The organism is Subsaxibacter sp. CAU 1640, from assembly GCF_023156585.1.
In the GTDB taxonomy this organism is placed as follows: domain Bacteria; phylum Bacteroidota; class Bacteroidia; order Flavobacteriales; family Flavobacteriaceae; genus JBPOFM01.
The window spans coordinates 702,507-717,157 of record NZ_JALNMI010000001.1 but is presented as its reverse complement, the minus strand read 5'-3'; the positions used below and the strand labels follow the sequence as shown (position 1 = coordinate 717,157).

Here is a 14,651-nt window from a genome sequence, read left to right as displayed (position 1 = left end):
ATTCAGAATTCAGAATTCCGAATTGTTTTAGTTTAATGTAAATTCTCTTTTTAGTTTACTTAATTTGTTTGCGATACTTGCATCATACTGAAGATCTCCAACTCGCAGAATAAATCCTCCCAAAATGCTTTCATCAATCACATTTTTTATTTCAGCATCTTTGCCTGTCAATTCTCTAACTTTATCAAGCGCCATTTTTTTCAAGTCATCGGTTAAGGGGACAGCAGAGGTTACTTTTGCTACTTGAGTTCCTTGATTTTCATCAAAAAGTTGGTTGTACTTTTGAGCAACATCACCTAAAATATCAATCCTTTTATTTGAAATAAGCACATCAATTAAATTAGTGCTCAATTTGTTCAAGTTACTGAATACAGCCAATAAAGCTGATTTTTTTGTTGCAGATGGAACAACAGGGCTTTGAAGCATTTCGTTCAACTCCTTGGTTTCAGCAATTGCAGTTGCAATTGATTTCATATCATCATTGACAACAGAAACCACATTTTGGTCCTTTGCCAAATCTAAAACCGCTTTTGCGTAACGTATTGCTGCTCTTGTTTGTGCCATTACTTATTAGTTTAATTTAGCATCACTCAACATAGACTCTACCAATTTCAATTGTTTGTCTTTGTTGGATAATTCTTCACGCACCACTTTTTCAGCAATATCAACAGAAAGTGTCGCAACCTGATTTCTCAATTCAGCCATAGCTGCTTTTTTCTCACTCTCGATAGCCGTTTGGGCTTGCTCAATCATTTTGTTTGCTTGAGATTGTGCCTCATTTTTGGCGTCGGCAATCATTTTATTTTTGATTTCGCGAGCTTCTTTCAACATAGCTTCACGTTCAGCACGAGCCTCATTAAGAATACGCTCGTTATCTGCCTTAAGGTTTTCCATTTCCTTACGAGCATTCTCTGCAGAGGCCAAAGCGTCTTTGATACCAGTCTCACGATCTTCAACTGCTCCAAGAATAGGCTTCCAAGCAAATTTTCTCAAAATGAACAACAAACATAAAAATGTAATGATTGTCCAAATGACGAGTCCAAATCCAGGGGTTACTAAATCCATTTCTTATTGTGTTTTCTAATTAATTCTAAATTTTATATACAGAAGCAACCAACCGTTACTTCTGTATATAATTTACTTTGTTTTTGGATTATCCTTGCAAAAGAGCAACAACAACACCAAAAAGCGCTACCGCCTCAACGAAGGCTGCTAAAATCAATGCAGAAGTTTGAATTTTCCCGTGCATTTCAGGTTGACGTGCCATAGCTTCCATAGCAGATCCACCGATTTTACCAATACCTACACCAGCCCCGATAGCTGCTAAACCAGCTCCAATAGCTGCAATTCCAGTAATAGTCATAATATAAAATTTAAATTAATTAATGATGCGCTTCTTCTGTTGCCATTCCAAAATAAAGGGCTGACAATATTGTAAATATGTATGCTTGAATTGCGGTAACCACAATTTCTATAACCGTAATAAATAATGAGAATGCCACCGAAACAGGTGCAATTAACACTGTTTCAAAAATGAAAATCAATGACATCAATGCCAAGATGATGATATGTCCCGCGGTAATGTTTGCAAACAATCGAATCATCAAAGAAATTGGTTTAGTAAAAATTCCAATCAACTCAATAGGCATCAAGAACAATTTCATAGGCACAGGAACACCTGGCATCCAGAAGATATGCTTCCAATAATTTGCATTTCCGCTCACAGTTGTAATGATAAATGTGAAAAGCGCCAACACCATTGTAAAGGCAATATTCCCACTTAAATTAGCTCCATTCAAAATTGGAATCAACCCGAAAATGTTGTTGATCCAAATAAAGAAAAATATTGTCAATAGATATGGCATATACTTTTTGTATTTATGCTCACCAATCATTGGTCTAGCGATATCGTCTCTAACAAACACAATCAACGGCTCAACAAATCCTGCTATACCGGTTGGCACATTCCCTTCTGATTTTTTATAAGTTCTAGCTGCTGCAACAAATATTAATATGAGTACAATAGCGGAAACCCACATCATAAAAACGTTTCTAGTAATAGATAAGTTCCAAGGTGTAGTAGCATTTACTGGGTGATGCTCATCATCAAACTCAACGGAATTTGCATTACCATCTAATTGGTATATTTTTTCGTGAAGTTTTACGAATTTCATGCCGTTTTTCTCAACCACATGATGCCCCGAGTCATCATGATGAAACTCACTCGACATAAAAGTCACCAATCCATTGTCAGAATATAATATAATTGGAAGCGGAATCGAGACAGGCTCGCCATTAATGTCAATGACGTGAAATTCGTGAGCATCCTTAACGTGATGCATAATCATTTCCTTTGCGTCAAACTTTTCTTTTTCAGGGTTTTCTTTTTCTTCTTTAGCAAATCCGACTATCGAAATTGATAAAAAAAGAACTGAAAATAATACGTTTTTAAAGGTGTTTACTGTCATTCCTTATGGCTTAAAAATACCTTGCTTTAAATTCCGTGCAAATGTACGCACAATAAGTTAATTGGCAAACACTTTTTTTATCAATATTAAAAGAATGATTTCTAGGGCTTTTTTTGAAGGAATTGTGTGACTGAATAGACCTCAAAAAACAGATAAAGAAAGTAAGGAATGAAAAAATTGAACACATCGGGTTGCTTCTTCTCAAAATCTGATAATAACAAAGGCAACAAAAACAAAATAGAAAGTATCATTTTAAGAAACGTCACCACCATAAATATGTTGAAGATTTCAGTCTTACCTATAGAATATTGATAATTTATTACTGAATAAAGAATGGTCGTCACCCCGAAATGGAACATATAAATTTGCCATAATGGGAAAAAGAACAATATATCAGTCGCAAAATAGGACAGCAGGTACCAATGGATTCCAAATAACAGCAGTGAAAAAGCCGTAATTTGAAGTAAGAAAGAAATCTGTCGTTTTCTAAATTGTTCGTTCATCTTATTGATCCTCTTTTGAGTTGGCTATGATTTGTCTTATCACTAAGACAATGGAGCCTATTACAGAGGTCAAAGATAATATTAATGTGAAAAGATTGTTTTTATTTGGATATCTTTCATCAAGTTTTACGCCCACAAATGTTCCTATGCCGATTACGGCAAACATTTGTAAAGCAATACTTGAATATCTGGCGTAAGAATTAAGCTGTTTGACCTTCTTTTCGCTCTTGCTGTTGCGGTCTTTGTCCTCCATTGCCCATTTCTTTAACAGTGCCTTTCATTACACAAGTGGCATTAAAGGTGGCTCCTGGCTCTACGGCAAGCTTTCCAACCTCAACCTCCCCTTCAACATAAGCTGTTGATTTCAATGATAAGGTATCAGAAAGAATCAATTTTCCAGAAAATTTCCCTTCGATGTCTGCATTGGCACTTGTAAGCGTGCCTTTAATAATGCCTGTTCTTCCCAAGACTACTTTGCCTGGCGTTTTTACGTTCCCTTGTATGGTTCCTTCAATTCTAAAATCGCCATCGCTTACAATATCTCCCGTTATGGTTGAACCTTTAGCGATTGTGTTTTGCTGTGTTCCTGTTTCTGTAGCCATATGTTCTTTTTTTATTCCTGAAAACATGGTTTCTGTTAGTTTACTGAATTGCTAAATAATCATTTAAATTTTTGTGCATTTGAACAATTCCATAGTTCTCGGATGAAATTGCAATATAAGGTCTGGTAATTTTTGACTTTCTCTCTTGCAGCAAATCGGCAAAGCCTCGTGCTCCTTGAATGCTTTTCAAGCCGTGAACGACAACAAAAGTTGTGTTTTTATCATATATGTCTTTAGAAACAGACATATCATAATACCTGATTTGCTTTATTTCTTCATCAAGCTTTTTGATGAATTCATCAATGTTTTCGTTGGAAGCGTTATCAAACTGATAAATCACGTTGAAATTTTTAGAAACCTCTTCTCCTACAAAATCCTTTTTCTCCAGAGTTGGAATCACAGTCTGCATAATTTCTTGTGCTTGTTTTCCTTCTGGCGAATTTGGATAAGTCAAAGAAATGAAATTGACACTTTCCTTGTACGCTTCAAAACCATAAAGTCTTGCCCTTGCGGAAGCTTTTAAGATTTCAAATTTTGGAACAATTGGATCGCCTTCAAACTGGGTGACATAGTCTGAAGCCTTGTCGATGACTTCCTGATATTTTTGGTTAGTATAATCTTCAAACAAATTCTCATAAAGACTTTCCGGACTGTTTTCATCCTTTGCCAAACCTGAATTAGGGTTTCTTAATATTTCAGCATAACGCGATTCAGGATAATTCGAAATAATATCGGTTTTGACCAACTCTGCTTTTGAATCGAGATTCAGCTCCTGATAAATTTTATACAAATTGTACTTTGATGGCAGAATCAATCGTTCTTCTGGCTCGTTGTCCAAAAGTTTTTCCAATTTATCTTTCGCCAAATTATATTCTTTAAATTTTTCCTTATAAATCGAACCCAATTGATAATAAGCGAAATTTCGCTCTTTAGCCAAACTGTCCAATACTTTTTGGTCCGTCGGAATCTTTGCTACATAAAATTCAGGGTCGAACATTTCTTCTTCAGAGGCATCAGCAGTTAAAGCATTCTCTTGCAAACCTAAACCTCCTGAATTACTTCTGGAATCTGAAAGTCTCCAATTGTCTTTTAAAGATCGATCTCCCCAGATTTTAATGAATTCATTTTTACCAAAAGCGACTGTCGTTTGATTGTAAAAGTAAAACTGTTGCCTTCCTCCTCCTGCTTTATTATTGGCAGCATCACTACGTTGAATTCCTTTGTTCACATCATTTGCTGATACCAAGCCTGTAGTATTGAGTCGTTTTGCGGCTTCTTCCTTTTCTTTGGCAGCTTCTGCTTTTGCCTTCAAATCATTTGTAAATTCAGTAAACAAAGCCAATTGATCTTCTTTTGAAAGACTTGCAAGATTCAAAATACTATCGTTCACTCGCGCAATGTCTTCATAATAAATAACATCATCCAAATTCTCCCGTTTACGCTTGATGGTTCTGTATGGCTTGCTGTTCAAAACCATATTGTTCATCGTGCTGTCATAATAAGCGCCTGCGATTTTATATTCTGCTTTGTCAAAATTCATATCTCCAAGCGTCACATAATCTTCTGCTCTCAAAGGCTTGTCCGTACTTTGTGACCGTAATGATTTGTTGTAGTAAGCAACGGCAAGTGAATCTGATTTGTTTTGTTTGTGAAATTCTGCAATTCGGTAATAGATTTTTCCTAAAAAAGGTCTGTTTTCTCTATCTTCTTCTAAATCTGTCAAATATTCCAAGAAGGCCACTTGATCACCTGTTTCATAATCAAAATTGGCCGCTTTTGCCAAATGCGCATTGATGTAATAAGCTCTCGGCACTTTGCGATGCAAATCAATGACTTTGTCAAAAGCCAGGTTGGCGCTGTCTTTATAACCGAACTCATTGTACAGTTGGCCTCTTATAAAATTGTAACGAGCTTTTTCCTTGTTCTTTTTAGTGACTTCGGCCGCAATTGCCAATTGCGTCAACGCGCTATCTTTAGCTTTTAGATTGATATACGCTTGCGCCATACTCGAAGTGGCATCGGCCAAGTCTTGGTCGTCCAAAACTTCCTGATCAATCAGTCTTTTTAGATTTTTGATGGCCAATTCGTTGTTTTCCAAACGAATATTTGTTTTTTCGCGCCAAACTTTAGACGTATTTATTTTATCACTTGCAGGATATTTGTAAAGAATGTAGTTGAAAGCTTCCAAAGCCGGAACAAAACGTTGATCAAAATAACGTGCCTTTCCCAAAAGAAGATATGCCTCGTCAATTTGCGGATTATGTTCCTTTCCGTTGATGTTCATTCCGTGTTTTTGAACCGCCTTGATGGCTTTCTCTTCGGCACGCTCAAAATCGGCATTTTTAGATTGCCCAGGAAGCAAAACGTCTTCTTCAACCTGCATACGTTCTACTGGAAGCAATTCCCAATAATTGTCGGTGAACGCATTATCGATGGCATCTCTACCATTTTCAAGCGCCAAATTGCCATTATAAAGAATATTATATTTCGTTCCTAAAGCGTGGAAATTTCTGTTGATGAATGTATCATTTTTTCTGGAACAGCTCGTGATAATCAAAACCGTTACAATTAGAAGAAATATGGCTTTTAAAGATGTATTCAACGTGTGATGTTTGGTTTATAGATAACTAAAAACGCTTGCAAATAGTATGCAATGCCGTAAAAATAAGCATCTTTTTGAATAATCGAGGAAAAATGAGGTACTTTTCGCTGAATAGTGAGAACAAAAGAAGACCCTCAAAAACTCAAGGATTTAGAGGGTTTTCTTATATAACTTAATAGCCTTTATCCTGCAAAATGTGCTTCAAGCTCGCGCAAAGTGGCTTCGCTTGTTGCCAAATCCTTGACAACCTGACCTTTTTCGAGGACAACGATGCGCTCGCAAACGTCTGTAACGTGCATCAAATCGTGACTCGATATTAAAACTGTAACACCTCTTTTTTCAGCTAAATCTTTGATTATATTTTTGAGCCTAATTTGCGTAGTCGGGTCAAGGTTTGCAAAGGGTTCATCCAGTATGATTACTTCCGGATTTCCTATCAAAGCAGCAACGATGCCTGCCTTTTTTTGATTTCCTTTACTCAAATCGCGCAGATATTTCTTCTGATTTAAAATTTCTCCGTGGAAAAAATCAGAAAATTGTGAAACCAGCTTATCAACATCTGCTCTGTTTTGACCTCTTAATTCGCCGATGAAGTAAAAGTATTCTTCAGCTGTTAAATAGCCTATCAAAAAACTTTCATCGATAAAGGAGGATGTAAAAGGCTTCCAGTCTTCACTTTCGTGAACCAAAATATTATTGTTCTTAATGTGGCCTGATGTCGGTTGAATCAAATCCAAAAGCAAACTGAAAAAAGTGGTTTTTCCAGCGCCATTATTACCAACAAGTCCAAAACTTTGCCCTTTTGGAATATCAAGTTTTTCGATATTAAGAACTGTGGTGTCGTTATATTTTTTTGAAAGGTTTGAAGTAACTATCATAATTTTTGGATTTATTCGTCTTGACTAAAAGCGTTGATCATTTGATATTTTGAATCTAAATATTTCTTTGTGATGAATGCCATTATTTTCTGATGGAACACAATTCCCAACAATCCCAAAACTATCAAAACAGCCACTCCCACTTCAAAATTAAAAATGTAATAAGCCGCAGCAAAAAGTGCCATCGGCAACAGCATTAAAGGCAAGCCTATCAACCATTGAACAGCTCCTGTACCTTGAAAATTGAAAGCAGCTCTTTGATTCAAATCGATTTTCTTTCGATTGAAAGAACCTCCCAAAAGAATGACATAGGTGTTGACACCAATATTGTAAATCGCTGCCGCAAAATGTGCCACGAGAATTTTCCATCCGAAGTACACATAAGGAATACTCAACACAAACAAAATAATCACACTCAAGGTCATCAACGTATATTTTGATTTGAGATATTGTTCATACTTAATGTTTTGGCTCATCAATAACTTGTAATAGCCACTATCCCAAGCTGGAATAAATTGCCCAAAGTTGATGAGAAAAATTCCCGTTACGAATATTCCGATGAAGGCATAAAACCAAACCATATTTTGATACATCGGCTGCGGATAGAAAAACAAACCGTACATTAAACCCAGGCCAAGCATCCACACAGTAGATTTCGGGCGTTTGTTACGCCAAAGCAATTTTAAATCGAGTTGCATAAATGGCGCAATGTCACCAAATTTTTGGGTCCACTCAAGATTTGAAGCTTTAACCTCCTGAACTTTTGTTTTTAGCGAACTGTCGAGAAACAGTTTCTTTCTCAATATTTTGAAATTGATGAAGTAAAGACCCGCCAACAATCCTATAGGAACTAACAATAAAAGAGGATTATTCGCTATGGCGATAATTCCATCGGATAAGAGTGAAGAAATATTGATGATGTTGAAATGATTCAAACCATATAAAGCCGAAATTAAAACAATGACAGGAAGAAATGATAATTCCGTTTCCGAAGAAAGGCTTTCAATGATAAAATTCAGAAAGTTATTGATAAGTGCAATGATCAATATCAAAAACATCCAAGTGACGACAGCCATTGGATCATAGCTTTTGTAAATCAACGTAACTCCAAAAGGAATGACCGCAAACAAGGGTAGAAAATTAAAAAACGACAGCATCGATTTGCCCAAAACGAAGTTGACCACACTACTTCGCTTAATAGGCAAGGTCAACAATGGTTTGACGCTCATTACGGGCAATTTCTGAAAGAAAAAACGAATCATTAAATCGCCCAGAATCCAGAAAAACACAAATCCGTTGACAATGATAAAAGGATCCTTTTCCGGAAAGGCCTTTTTTAAACCTGGGTAAAGTGCCACGCCCAAAATCAAAAAGCTAGCCATAAAGTAAATTGCAAAGAAGCCCATCAGGATTTTTAGAGCAAGGCTTTTGCCCATTGTGGCCGACCTAAAAAACTGTTTCCATTCGAGATTTAGAAAATGTTTTATCATTTCAATTTTTGGTTGTGTTCAATTCATTAGTAATATTATAACACTTTTTGTTACAATCAAAACGCAATTCCTCTATATGTTTCTTACTTTTGCAAAAAAAATAAATGTCTCAATTTCATAAACTCACCATTAACGACATCACCAAAGAAACCGATGCTTGTGTTACCATAAGTTTTCAGGTGCCGTCTGATTTGAAGACTACTTTTGAATTTAAAGCAGGTCAATACATCACTCTTAAATCCACTGTAAATGGCAAGGAATTGCGACGCGATTATTCGATTTGTTCCTCACCGAAAAGTGGTATTCTGAAAGTGGCTGTGAAAGCTGTGGTGGATGGTACTTTTTCGCAATTTGCCAATAGTCAATTGCAAATTGGTGATGTTATGGAGGTCTCTGCTCCAAATGGTCGTTTCGTGTTTGAACCAAATAGCACAATCTCAAGAACTGTTGCGGCTTTTGCGGCAGGAAGCGGTATTACGCCTGTGATGAGCATTCTAAAAACCGTTTTGGAACAAGAGCCGAATAGCAATTTTGTATTGGTGTATGGCAATAAATCTCCAAAAGACACGATTTTTTTGAGTGAATTGTTACAACTGCAATCACAATATCAAGGGCGATTAAAAATTCATTTTGTGTACAGTCAGTCGCAGGAAGACAAGGCATTGTTTGGTCGAATTGAGAAAAGTACTGTCAATTTCATTTTGAAAAACGATTACAGAGACACAAAATTTGATAGATTTTATCTCTGCGGACCAGAACCTATGATTCATTTGGTTAAAGATGTGTTATTGGACTATGGCATCGAAGAATCTCAAATTTTATTTGAATTGTTTACAGTTGCTACTCCAACTGCGCCCATTGATAACGATTTGATTGATGGAAAAACCAAGGTCACCATACTTCTCGATGATGAAGAAACTACCTTTGTGATGGATCAAAAGAAATCGGTTTTGGATGCGGCGTTGGCCGAGAATTTGGATGCTCCTTATTCTTGCCAAGGTGGAATTTGCAGTAGTTGTTTAGCACGATTGACGGAAGGCGAAGTGACAATGCGCCAGAATAATATTCTTACGGATGGCGAACTTGAAGAAGGATTGATTTTAACCTGCCAAGCGCATCCTACCACACCAACAATCCGTGTGGATTATGACGACATCTAATTACAGCATCGATTCCACCTTGTTGACGACGTTCTGTGGCGCAATAGACTTCATACAATCTGTGTAGCTTTCTGGACATTTATTGCCATAAATTGACGTCGGAATCAACGGATAAATGTTTCTGTTTGCCAAAAGTGAATTGTCTTTTGATTGGTTGAATGGATAAAACCCAGCGTAAGGATGTGTGACTCCCCAAAGTGTGAAGACTTTTATGCCAAGCATTGCAGCAATATGCGCATTTGAAGAGTCCATAGACACCATCACATCTAGATTTGAGATTAAATCCAACTCTTCGTCAAGGCTCAACATTCCTGCTACATTAATAACGTTTTCAAACTCGGATTCCAAAAGGTTCAATTGCCTGATTTCTTCTTCGCCTCCTCCAAACAGAATGACCTTATTTGTTTGTGAAAGTGCTTCAATAACGTTTTTCATTAATTCCAAAGGATACATTTTCCCTTCGTGAGCTGCAAAAGGTGCTATTCCAATCCATTTATAAGCTCTGTTTTCACCAACAACTGCTTCGATTTTTGAATTGAGAGTGGCTCGATTTGGAAAATCAGGATTGGTCAAATCCAAAGGATATCCAAGCGCGGCAAAAACATCTGCATAACGTTGATGGGTTGATTTGAGTTGTTGGAAGATTTTGCCATTAACCAAATCTTTTTTCTCTTGTCGTCCTTTATCAATTTGAACAACATTCAATCCGAAGAAAAAGGATTTTAAAATTTTGGTTCGAAGTACATTGTGTAAATCAGCAACAGCATCAATTTCGAGTTTTTTTAATTCTCTAGACAATTTGAAGAGTCCGATAATGCCTTTGTGCTTTCCTTTTAAATCAGCAGAAAAAAAAGAAACATTTTTAAGGTTGCGAAAAAAAGGCTTGAAAGCTTCTCTAGACAAAACTGTAACCTTCACATCTGGATATTGCTTTGAAAAGGACCTTAAAACAGGCTCTGCCATTGCAACGTCTCCCATTGCCGAAAGTCTAATGACAAGGATGTGCTTTGGTCTTGGCATTTAAAGTAGAAAACCCTCTTTTAAGGAAGTTTATTTTTGACTCCGAAGAACAGGATTCAACTCATCGTCATTGTACATCTTCATCTGCTTATAGACTTTCATATACTTGTCTCCGTTTTCAATGTCATTCAACAAATCATCAATTGCTTTGCTTAAATCTTTTCGTTGTTCAAGAAGGACGTTAAGCTTTGTTTGGCAATTGTGTTTGTGAGCGTCAGAAGCATCTGGTCTTTCCACCTCTTCATTCATATGATAAATCTTCAGCGCCAAAATAGACAACCTATCGATTGCCCAAGCTGGACTTTCAGAATTTATCTTTGCATCACTCTTTGGCTGAACATCGCTGTATTTTTGAAGAAAATAGCTGTCGATATACTCAACCATATCAGTTCTATCTTGGTTGGAAGCATCAATTTGACGTTTCAATTTTAATGCTGCAACAGGATCGATATTTGGGTCGCGGATGATGTCTTCATAATGCCATTGAACGGTGTCAATCCAACATTTTCGATATAACAGGTGCTCTAAAAGGTTTGTTTTTTCATCATAAATATTTGCGAATGGCTGCTCTACAGTATTCACTATATGGTACGTTTTTATCACGTCCTGAAAAATATCATTGGCTTTTTTAGAAAACATATGCTATAACTTTAAGACTGCAAATATACGCCTATTTTAATTAACTTTACCACCCGAAACCTCAACGAGAACCTTATGCAAGTCCATAATTTATCTGAAGAAAACTCCATTTTAAACACGTTTATTTCTGAAATGCGCGATGTCAAAATCCAAAAAGACCGAATGCGTTTTAGACGGAATATCGAACGTATTGGAGAACTCTTGGGATATGAGTTGAGCAAGACCTTGAGTTATCAATCAACCACTATTACCACACCTTTGGGGAGTTGTGATATTAACTTGCCTAAAAACGATATCGTATTGTGTTCCATTTTGAGAGCTGGCGTACCATTGCATCACGGCTTGCTCAATTATTTTGATGATGCACAAAATGCTTTCATTTCCGCTTACAGACAACATCAAAAAAATCCAGAGAGTTTTGAAATCATTGTTGAGTATTTGGCCTGTCCGTCTCTTGAAGGGAAAACACTTATTCTAGCCGACCCAATGTTGGCAACTGGTCAATCGATGGTTGCTACATTTGAAGCTTTAAAACCTTTCGGCACACCGAAGGAAGTGCATTTGGTGAGTGTCATTGGCGCTAAAGCCGGAGTGGATTATGTGCAAAAACATTTTGATGTAGAAACCCATTTATGGATTGCGACTATTGATGACAAATTGAATGACAAAGGCTATATCATTCCTGGTCTTGGAGATGCTGGCGATTTAGCGTTTGGCGAAAAGCTACAAAATTAAAAACACAGCTGGAATCAATACCAATACCCAAACAAGAACTTCCTGAAACCATTTTTCCTTGGTGACTTCAAGATAATTGGTCATAATAATTGCCAATGGCGCGAATAAAAAGATGAACTCACTACCATCTTTGTAAGGAGAAATGAGAATGATTAGCAATGAAATGATTGAAGAAATCACAATCAGCATAAACGATGGACGAAGGTTTTTTGATTTGTCCTTAAGATGTTTGATAAAGTAAAAGGAGCCCCAAGTTCCGTAGGAAATAAGGATTGTGGTTGATATGATAATTCTCGCAGAATTCAGACCCGTAAAATCAAAGTTATAGACAAAGAGCTGATCGAAAAAATCCGTAAAATCATTATTGGTCAATAGCATCCAAGAGACCCAAATGATAATCACAGCCAAAACGCCTGTTAACGGAATAATCCAATTTTTTACATTGACAATCGAGTATAATATCATCGCAGCAAAAATCAGTACAAAAAACAAAATGGCCCAAAAATAAAGAAGCGTAGCGATGCTAATCCAGAATGCGGCGTCAAACAATTTTTTTTGAGTGTCCTTTTGAGTCCTTAAGCTGATGATACGACGAAGCGCCAAAAGAATGAAAAAATTGGCCAAAAGTGTATTTGAGTTCAATAAAGTTTCGGGCAGCATTGCCATAAAAAGGCCAAACATCAACAGCTTATAACTGTTTTTCTTTGTAAGACTGTTTCTGCTTGCGAAAAAATCGAGTAAAAACAATGAAGACAATACAATTCCGAAGTAGAATCCTTGTTTCAACACCAATGTGAACGTCAGTGGTTCGTTTATGACGTACATTTTCGAAGCGATAAACACCATTAGCAAGAACGTGCCAATCAGCACAAAGTGTATGGGTTTTGCTTGCTTAAAGAAACTTGTAATCATTTATTTTGATTAGCTAATTGTAAAAAATCAGAATAAAGCTTAATTTTGCTGTGTAAATATAATATTTATTGTAATGAGTGACTTGTTTTACGGTATCGAAGATTTATTTGTGAACTATTTGTTCTTACCTTTTGATGCATTGAGAGAAATGCAGTTGGAAAATTGGTGGACAGCAAACTTTATGTCTTGGGTTTTTATCATTATTGGAATGGTAGCATTTGTTTATTGGATGCTAGAATTGAAAAAATACAATGATAACAATGAAGAGGATAAAAGTATTACTTCTCACTCTTACCTATAAATCAAAACCAATATCCTTACGATAATTCATCTTATCAAAATGTAGTTTTTCTATGTTTTCATAAGATTTTTTTATGGCTTCTTGGTATGTGTCGCCATAAGATGTGATGGCCATTACACGACCGCCTGAAGTTACAACCTGTCCATCTTTCACAATTGCCCCTGCGTGAAAGGGAATGGAACCTTCAATAGTTTCCAATCCTGAAATCACTTTTCCTTTTTCATATGCTCCAGGATAACCTCCAGACACCAACATTACTGTCGTCGCTGCTCGCTCATCAATACTGATTTCTTTTTCGTTCAAGCTTTGTTTTTCCAAAGCAATAAACAATTCTACCAAATCATTTTTTAATCTTGGCAGCACCACTTCCGTTTCGGGATCACCCATTCTCACGTTATACTCGATGACTTTTGGGTCATTGCCAACCTTGATCAATCCGATAAAAATAAAGCCTTTGTAAGGCAAGCTATCTTTTTGAAGACCTAGAACCGTAGGTTTTACGATGCGTTCTTCAATTTTTTGCATAAAATCATCATCTGCAAACGGCACAGGAGAAACGGCTCCCATTCCACCAGTATTTAAACCAGTATCTCCTTCTCCAATGCGTTTGTAATCTTTTGCCGTTGGAAGGATTTTATAATGTTTACCATCTGTCAAAACAAAACAACTTAATTCAATCCCATTCAAAAATTCCTCAATGACAACTTTTGTGCTCGCCTTTCCGAATTTAGCATCCACCAACATTCGTTTCAACTCGGCTTTTGCTTCGTTCAAATCATTCAAAATCACAACACCTTTACCTGCCGCAAGTCCATCTGCCTTCAATACATAAGGAGCATTCAAGGTTTCCAAAAAATGATAGCCTTCTTCAACATTTTGTGCATTGAAACTTTGATAGGCTGCAGTTGGAATATTATGTCGAAACAAAAATTCTTTTGCAAATTCTTTACTGCCTTCCAATTGTGCAGCCGCTTTTTGAGGCCCGATGACAGGTACCTTTTTCAATACTTCGTCATCAAGGAAAAAATCGTGAATACCTTCCACGAGAGGGTCTTCTGGACCCACGACAACCATATCAATCGCTTTTGAAACCACCAATTCTTTTACAGCTTCAAAATCGGTAACACTGATATTTACATTTTGGGCAATTTCAGCTGTGCCAGAGTTTCCTGGTGCTACAAAAAGCTTTTTACATAATGGACTTTGGCTAATTTTCCAAGCGAATGTGTGTTCTCTTCCGCCAGAACCCAAAATAAGAATATTCATAGTTGTGATATTTCTTGCAAAAATAGACTTTAACCAACTAAAAGCCGAATGTTTTTTAGAAATGTTCAGCCACAA

The 14,651-nt window shown here is 36.7% G+C and carries 17 protein-coding genes; 3 read left to right on the top strand and 14 right to left on the bottom strand.

The annotated features are described in order from the left end of the window. Positions 1-27: 27 nt before the first annotated feature. The 10 genes from atpH to M0G43_RS03070 form a co-directional block, all read right to left on the bottom strand. The gene (gene atpH, locus M0G43_RS03110) at positions 28-564 is read right to left on the bottom strand and encodes an ATP synthase F1 subunit delta (protein ID WP_248023448.1); all 537 of its coding nucleotides are present in this window, start codon (positions 562-564) and stop codon (positions 28-30) included. Positions 565-570: 6 nt separating this feature from the next. Beyond that, positions 571-1,065 carry a F0F1 ATP synthase subunit B gene (locus M0G43_RS03105; protein ID WP_248023447.1) on the bottom strand — a complete coding sequence of 165 codons (495 nt, stop codon included), beginning with the start codon at positions 1,063-1,065 and terminating at the stop codon, positions 571-573. Positions 1,066-1,153: 88 nt separating this feature from the next. Next, positions 1,154-1,363 (bottom strand): ATP synthase F0 subunit C, encoded by a 210-nt coding sequence (gene atpE / locus M0G43_RS03100; protein WP_248023445.1) that lies wholly within the window; start codon positions 1,361-1,363, stop codon positions 1,154-1,156. 19 nt (positions 1,364-1,382) lie between these two features. Further along, complete coding sequence (gene atpB, locus M0G43_RS03095) at positions 1,383-2,468, bottom strand: F0F1 ATP synthase subunit A (protein ID WP_248023443.1); 1,086 nt, start codon at positions 2,466-2,468, stop codon at positions 1,383-1,385. A 101-nt stretch (positions 2,469-2,569) separates the two neighbouring features. Next, positions 2,570-2,971 carry a hypothetical protein gene (locus tag M0G43_RS03090; RefSeq protein ID WP_248023442.1) on the bottom strand — a complete coding sequence of 134 codons (402 nt, stop codon included), beginning with the start codon at positions 2,969-2,971 and terminating at the stop codon, positions 2,570-2,572. 1 nt (position 2,972) lies between these two features. After that, complete coding sequence (locus M0G43_RS15840) at positions 2,973-3,224, bottom strand: AtpZ/AtpI family protein (protein ID WP_411039835.1); 252 nt, start codon at positions 3,222-3,224, stop codon at positions 2,973-2,975. After that, positions 3,172-3,600, bottom strand: coding sequence for a polymer-forming cytoskeletal protein (locus M0G43_RS03085; RefSeq protein ID WP_248023441.1), 429 nt, complete (start codon positions 3,598-3,600; stop codon positions 3,172-3,174). The genes M0G43_RS15840 and M0G43_RS03085 overlap by 53 nt, the downstream gene beginning before the upstream one ends. A 13-nt stretch (positions 3,601-3,613) precedes the next feature. After that, positions 3,614-6,175, bottom strand: coding sequence for a tetratricopeptide repeat protein (locus M0G43_RS03080; RefSeq protein WP_248023440.1), 2,562 nt, complete (start codon positions 6,173-6,175; stop codon positions 3,614-3,616). A gap of 182 nt (positions 6,176-6,357) precedes the next feature. After that, positions 6,358-7,053, bottom strand: a complete 696-nt coding sequence (locus M0G43_RS03075; RefSeq protein ID WP_248023439.1) for an ABC transporter ATP-binding protein — start codon at positions 7,051-7,053, stop codon at positions 6,358-6,360. Between the two features lie 11 nt (positions 7,054-7,064). Beyond that, entirely contained in the window at positions 7,065-8,543 is a 1,479-nt protein-coding gene (locus M0G43_RS03070) for a DUF5687 family protein (RefSeq protein ID WP_248023438.1), read from the bottom strand. Between the two features lie 104 nt (positions 8,544-8,647). Here M0G43_RS03070 and M0G43_RS03065 point away from each other — a divergent pair, with 104 nt between their 5' ends. After that, positions 8,648-9,703: a ferredoxin--NADP reductase gene (locus M0G43_RS03065; RefSeq protein ID WP_248023436.1), complete on the top strand. Its 1,056-nt coding sequence runs from the start codon at positions 8,648-8,650 to the stop codon at positions 9,701-9,703. Here the strand turns inward: M0G43_RS03065 and M0G43_RS03060 are convergent, their stop codons facing one another. Beyond that, positions 9,704-10,723, bottom strand: coding sequence for a glycosyltransferase family 9 protein (locus tag M0G43_RS03060; protein WP_248023433.1), 1,020 nt, complete (start codon positions 10,721-10,723; stop codon positions 9,704-9,706). Between the two features lie 30 nt (positions 10,724-10,753). Then, positions 10,754-11,362 carry a DUF4254 domain-containing protein gene (locus tag M0G43_RS03055; RefSeq protein WP_248023430.1) on the bottom strand — a complete coding sequence of 203 codons (609 nt, stop codon included), beginning with the start codon at positions 11,360-11,362 and terminating at the stop codon, positions 10,754-10,756. A 75-nt stretch (positions 11,363-11,437) separates the two neighbouring features. Here M0G43_RS03055 and upp point away from each other — a divergent pair, with 75 nt between their 5' ends. Further along, positions 11,438-12,097, top strand: a complete 660-nt coding sequence (upp, locus tag M0G43_RS03050; RefSeq protein ID WP_248023428.1) for a uracil phosphoribosyltransferase — start codon at positions 11,438-11,440, stop codon at positions 12,095-12,097. On the opposite strand, the gene M0G43_RS03045 is transcribed toward upp, so the two are convergent. Then, entirely contained in the window at positions 12,086-13,009 is a 924-nt protein-coding gene (locus M0G43_RS03045) for a DUF6427 family protein (RefSeq protein WP_248023425.1), read from the bottom strand. The two genes, upp and M0G43_RS03045, sit on opposite strands and share 12 nt — an antisense overlap. A 73-nt stretch (positions 13,010-13,082) precedes the next feature. On the opposite strand from M0G43_RS03045, the gene M0G43_RS03040 reads away from it, so the two are divergent. After that, entirely contained in the window at positions 13,083-13,310 is a 228-nt protein-coding gene (locus tag M0G43_RS03040) for a DUF6341 family protein (RefSeq protein WP_248023423.1), read from the top strand. Here M0G43_RS03040 and purD read toward each other — a convergent pair. Beyond that, entirely contained in the window at positions 13,305-14,576 is a 1,272-nt protein-coding gene (gene purD, locus M0G43_RS03035) for a phosphoribosylamine--glycine ligase (protein WP_248023422.1), read from the bottom strand. The two genes, M0G43_RS03040 and purD, sit on opposite strands and share 6 nt — an antisense overlap. Positions 14,577-14,651: the final 75 nt, after the last annotated feature.

Excerpts from the sequence above, each read along its gene's own strand:
- atpE (WP_248023445.1), bottom strand. The coding sequence starts at position 1,363 with ATGACTATTACTGGAATTGCAGCTATTGGAGCTGGTTTAGCAGCTATC.
- M0G43_RS03055 (WP_248023430.1), bottom strand. The coding sequence starts at position 11,362 with ATGTTTTCTAAAAAAGCCAATGATATTTTTCAGGACGTGATAAAAACG.
- M0G43_RS15840 (WP_411039835.1), bottom strand. The coding sequence starts at position 3,224 with ATGGAGGACAAAGACCGCAACAGCAAGAGCGAAAAGAAGGTCAAACAG.
- upp (WP_248023428.1), top strand. The coding sequence starts at position 11,438 with ATGCAAGTCCATAATTTATCTGAAGAAAACTCCATTTTAAACACGTTT.
- M0G43_RS03040 (WP_248023423.1), top strand. The coding sequence starts at position 13,083 with ATGAGTGACTTGTTTTACGGTATCGAAGATTTATTTGTGAACTATTTG.
- M0G43_RS03065 (WP_248023436.1), top strand. The coding sequence starts at position 8,648 with ATGTCTCAATTTCATAAACTCACCATTAACGACATCACCAAAGAAACC.
- M0G43_RS03075 (WP_248023439.1), bottom strand. The coding sequence starts at position 7,053 with ATGATAGTTACTTCAAACCTTTCAAAAAAATATAACGACACCACAGTT.
- M0G43_RS03085 (WP_248023441.1), bottom strand. The coding sequence starts at position 3,600 with ATGTTTTCAGGAATAAAAAAAGAACATATGGCTACAGAAACAGGAACA.
- M0G43_RS03090 (WP_248023442.1), bottom strand. The coding sequence starts at position 2,971 with ATGAACGAACAATTTAGAAAACGACAGATTTCTTTCTTACTTCAAATT.
- M0G43_RS03060 (WP_248023433.1), bottom strand. The coding sequence starts at position 10,723 with ATGCCAAGACCAAAGCACATCCTTGTCATTAGACTTTCGGCAATGGGA.
- atpB (WP_248023443.1), bottom strand. The coding sequence starts at position 2,468 with ATGACAGTAAACACCTTTAAAAACGTATTATTTTCAGTTCTTTTTTTA.
- atpH (WP_248023448.1), bottom strand. The coding sequence starts at position 564 with ATGGCACAAACAAGAGCAGCAATACGTTACGCAAAAGCGGTTTTAGAT.
- purD (WP_248023422.1), bottom strand. The coding sequence starts at position 14,576 with ATGAATATTCTTATTTTGGGTTCTGGCGGAAGAGAACACACATTCGCT.
- M0G43_RS03105 (WP_248023447.1), bottom strand. The coding sequence starts at position 1,065 with ATGGATTTAGTAACCCCTGGATTTGGACTCGTCATTTGGACAATCATT.
- M0G43_RS03045 (WP_248023425.1), bottom strand. The coding sequence starts at position 13,009 with ATGATTACAAGTTTCTTTAAGCAAGCAAAACCCATACACTTTGTGCTG.
- M0G43_RS03070 (WP_248023438.1), bottom strand. The coding sequence starts at position 8,543 with ATGATAAAACATTTTCTAAATCTCGAATGGAAACAGTTTTTTAGGTCG.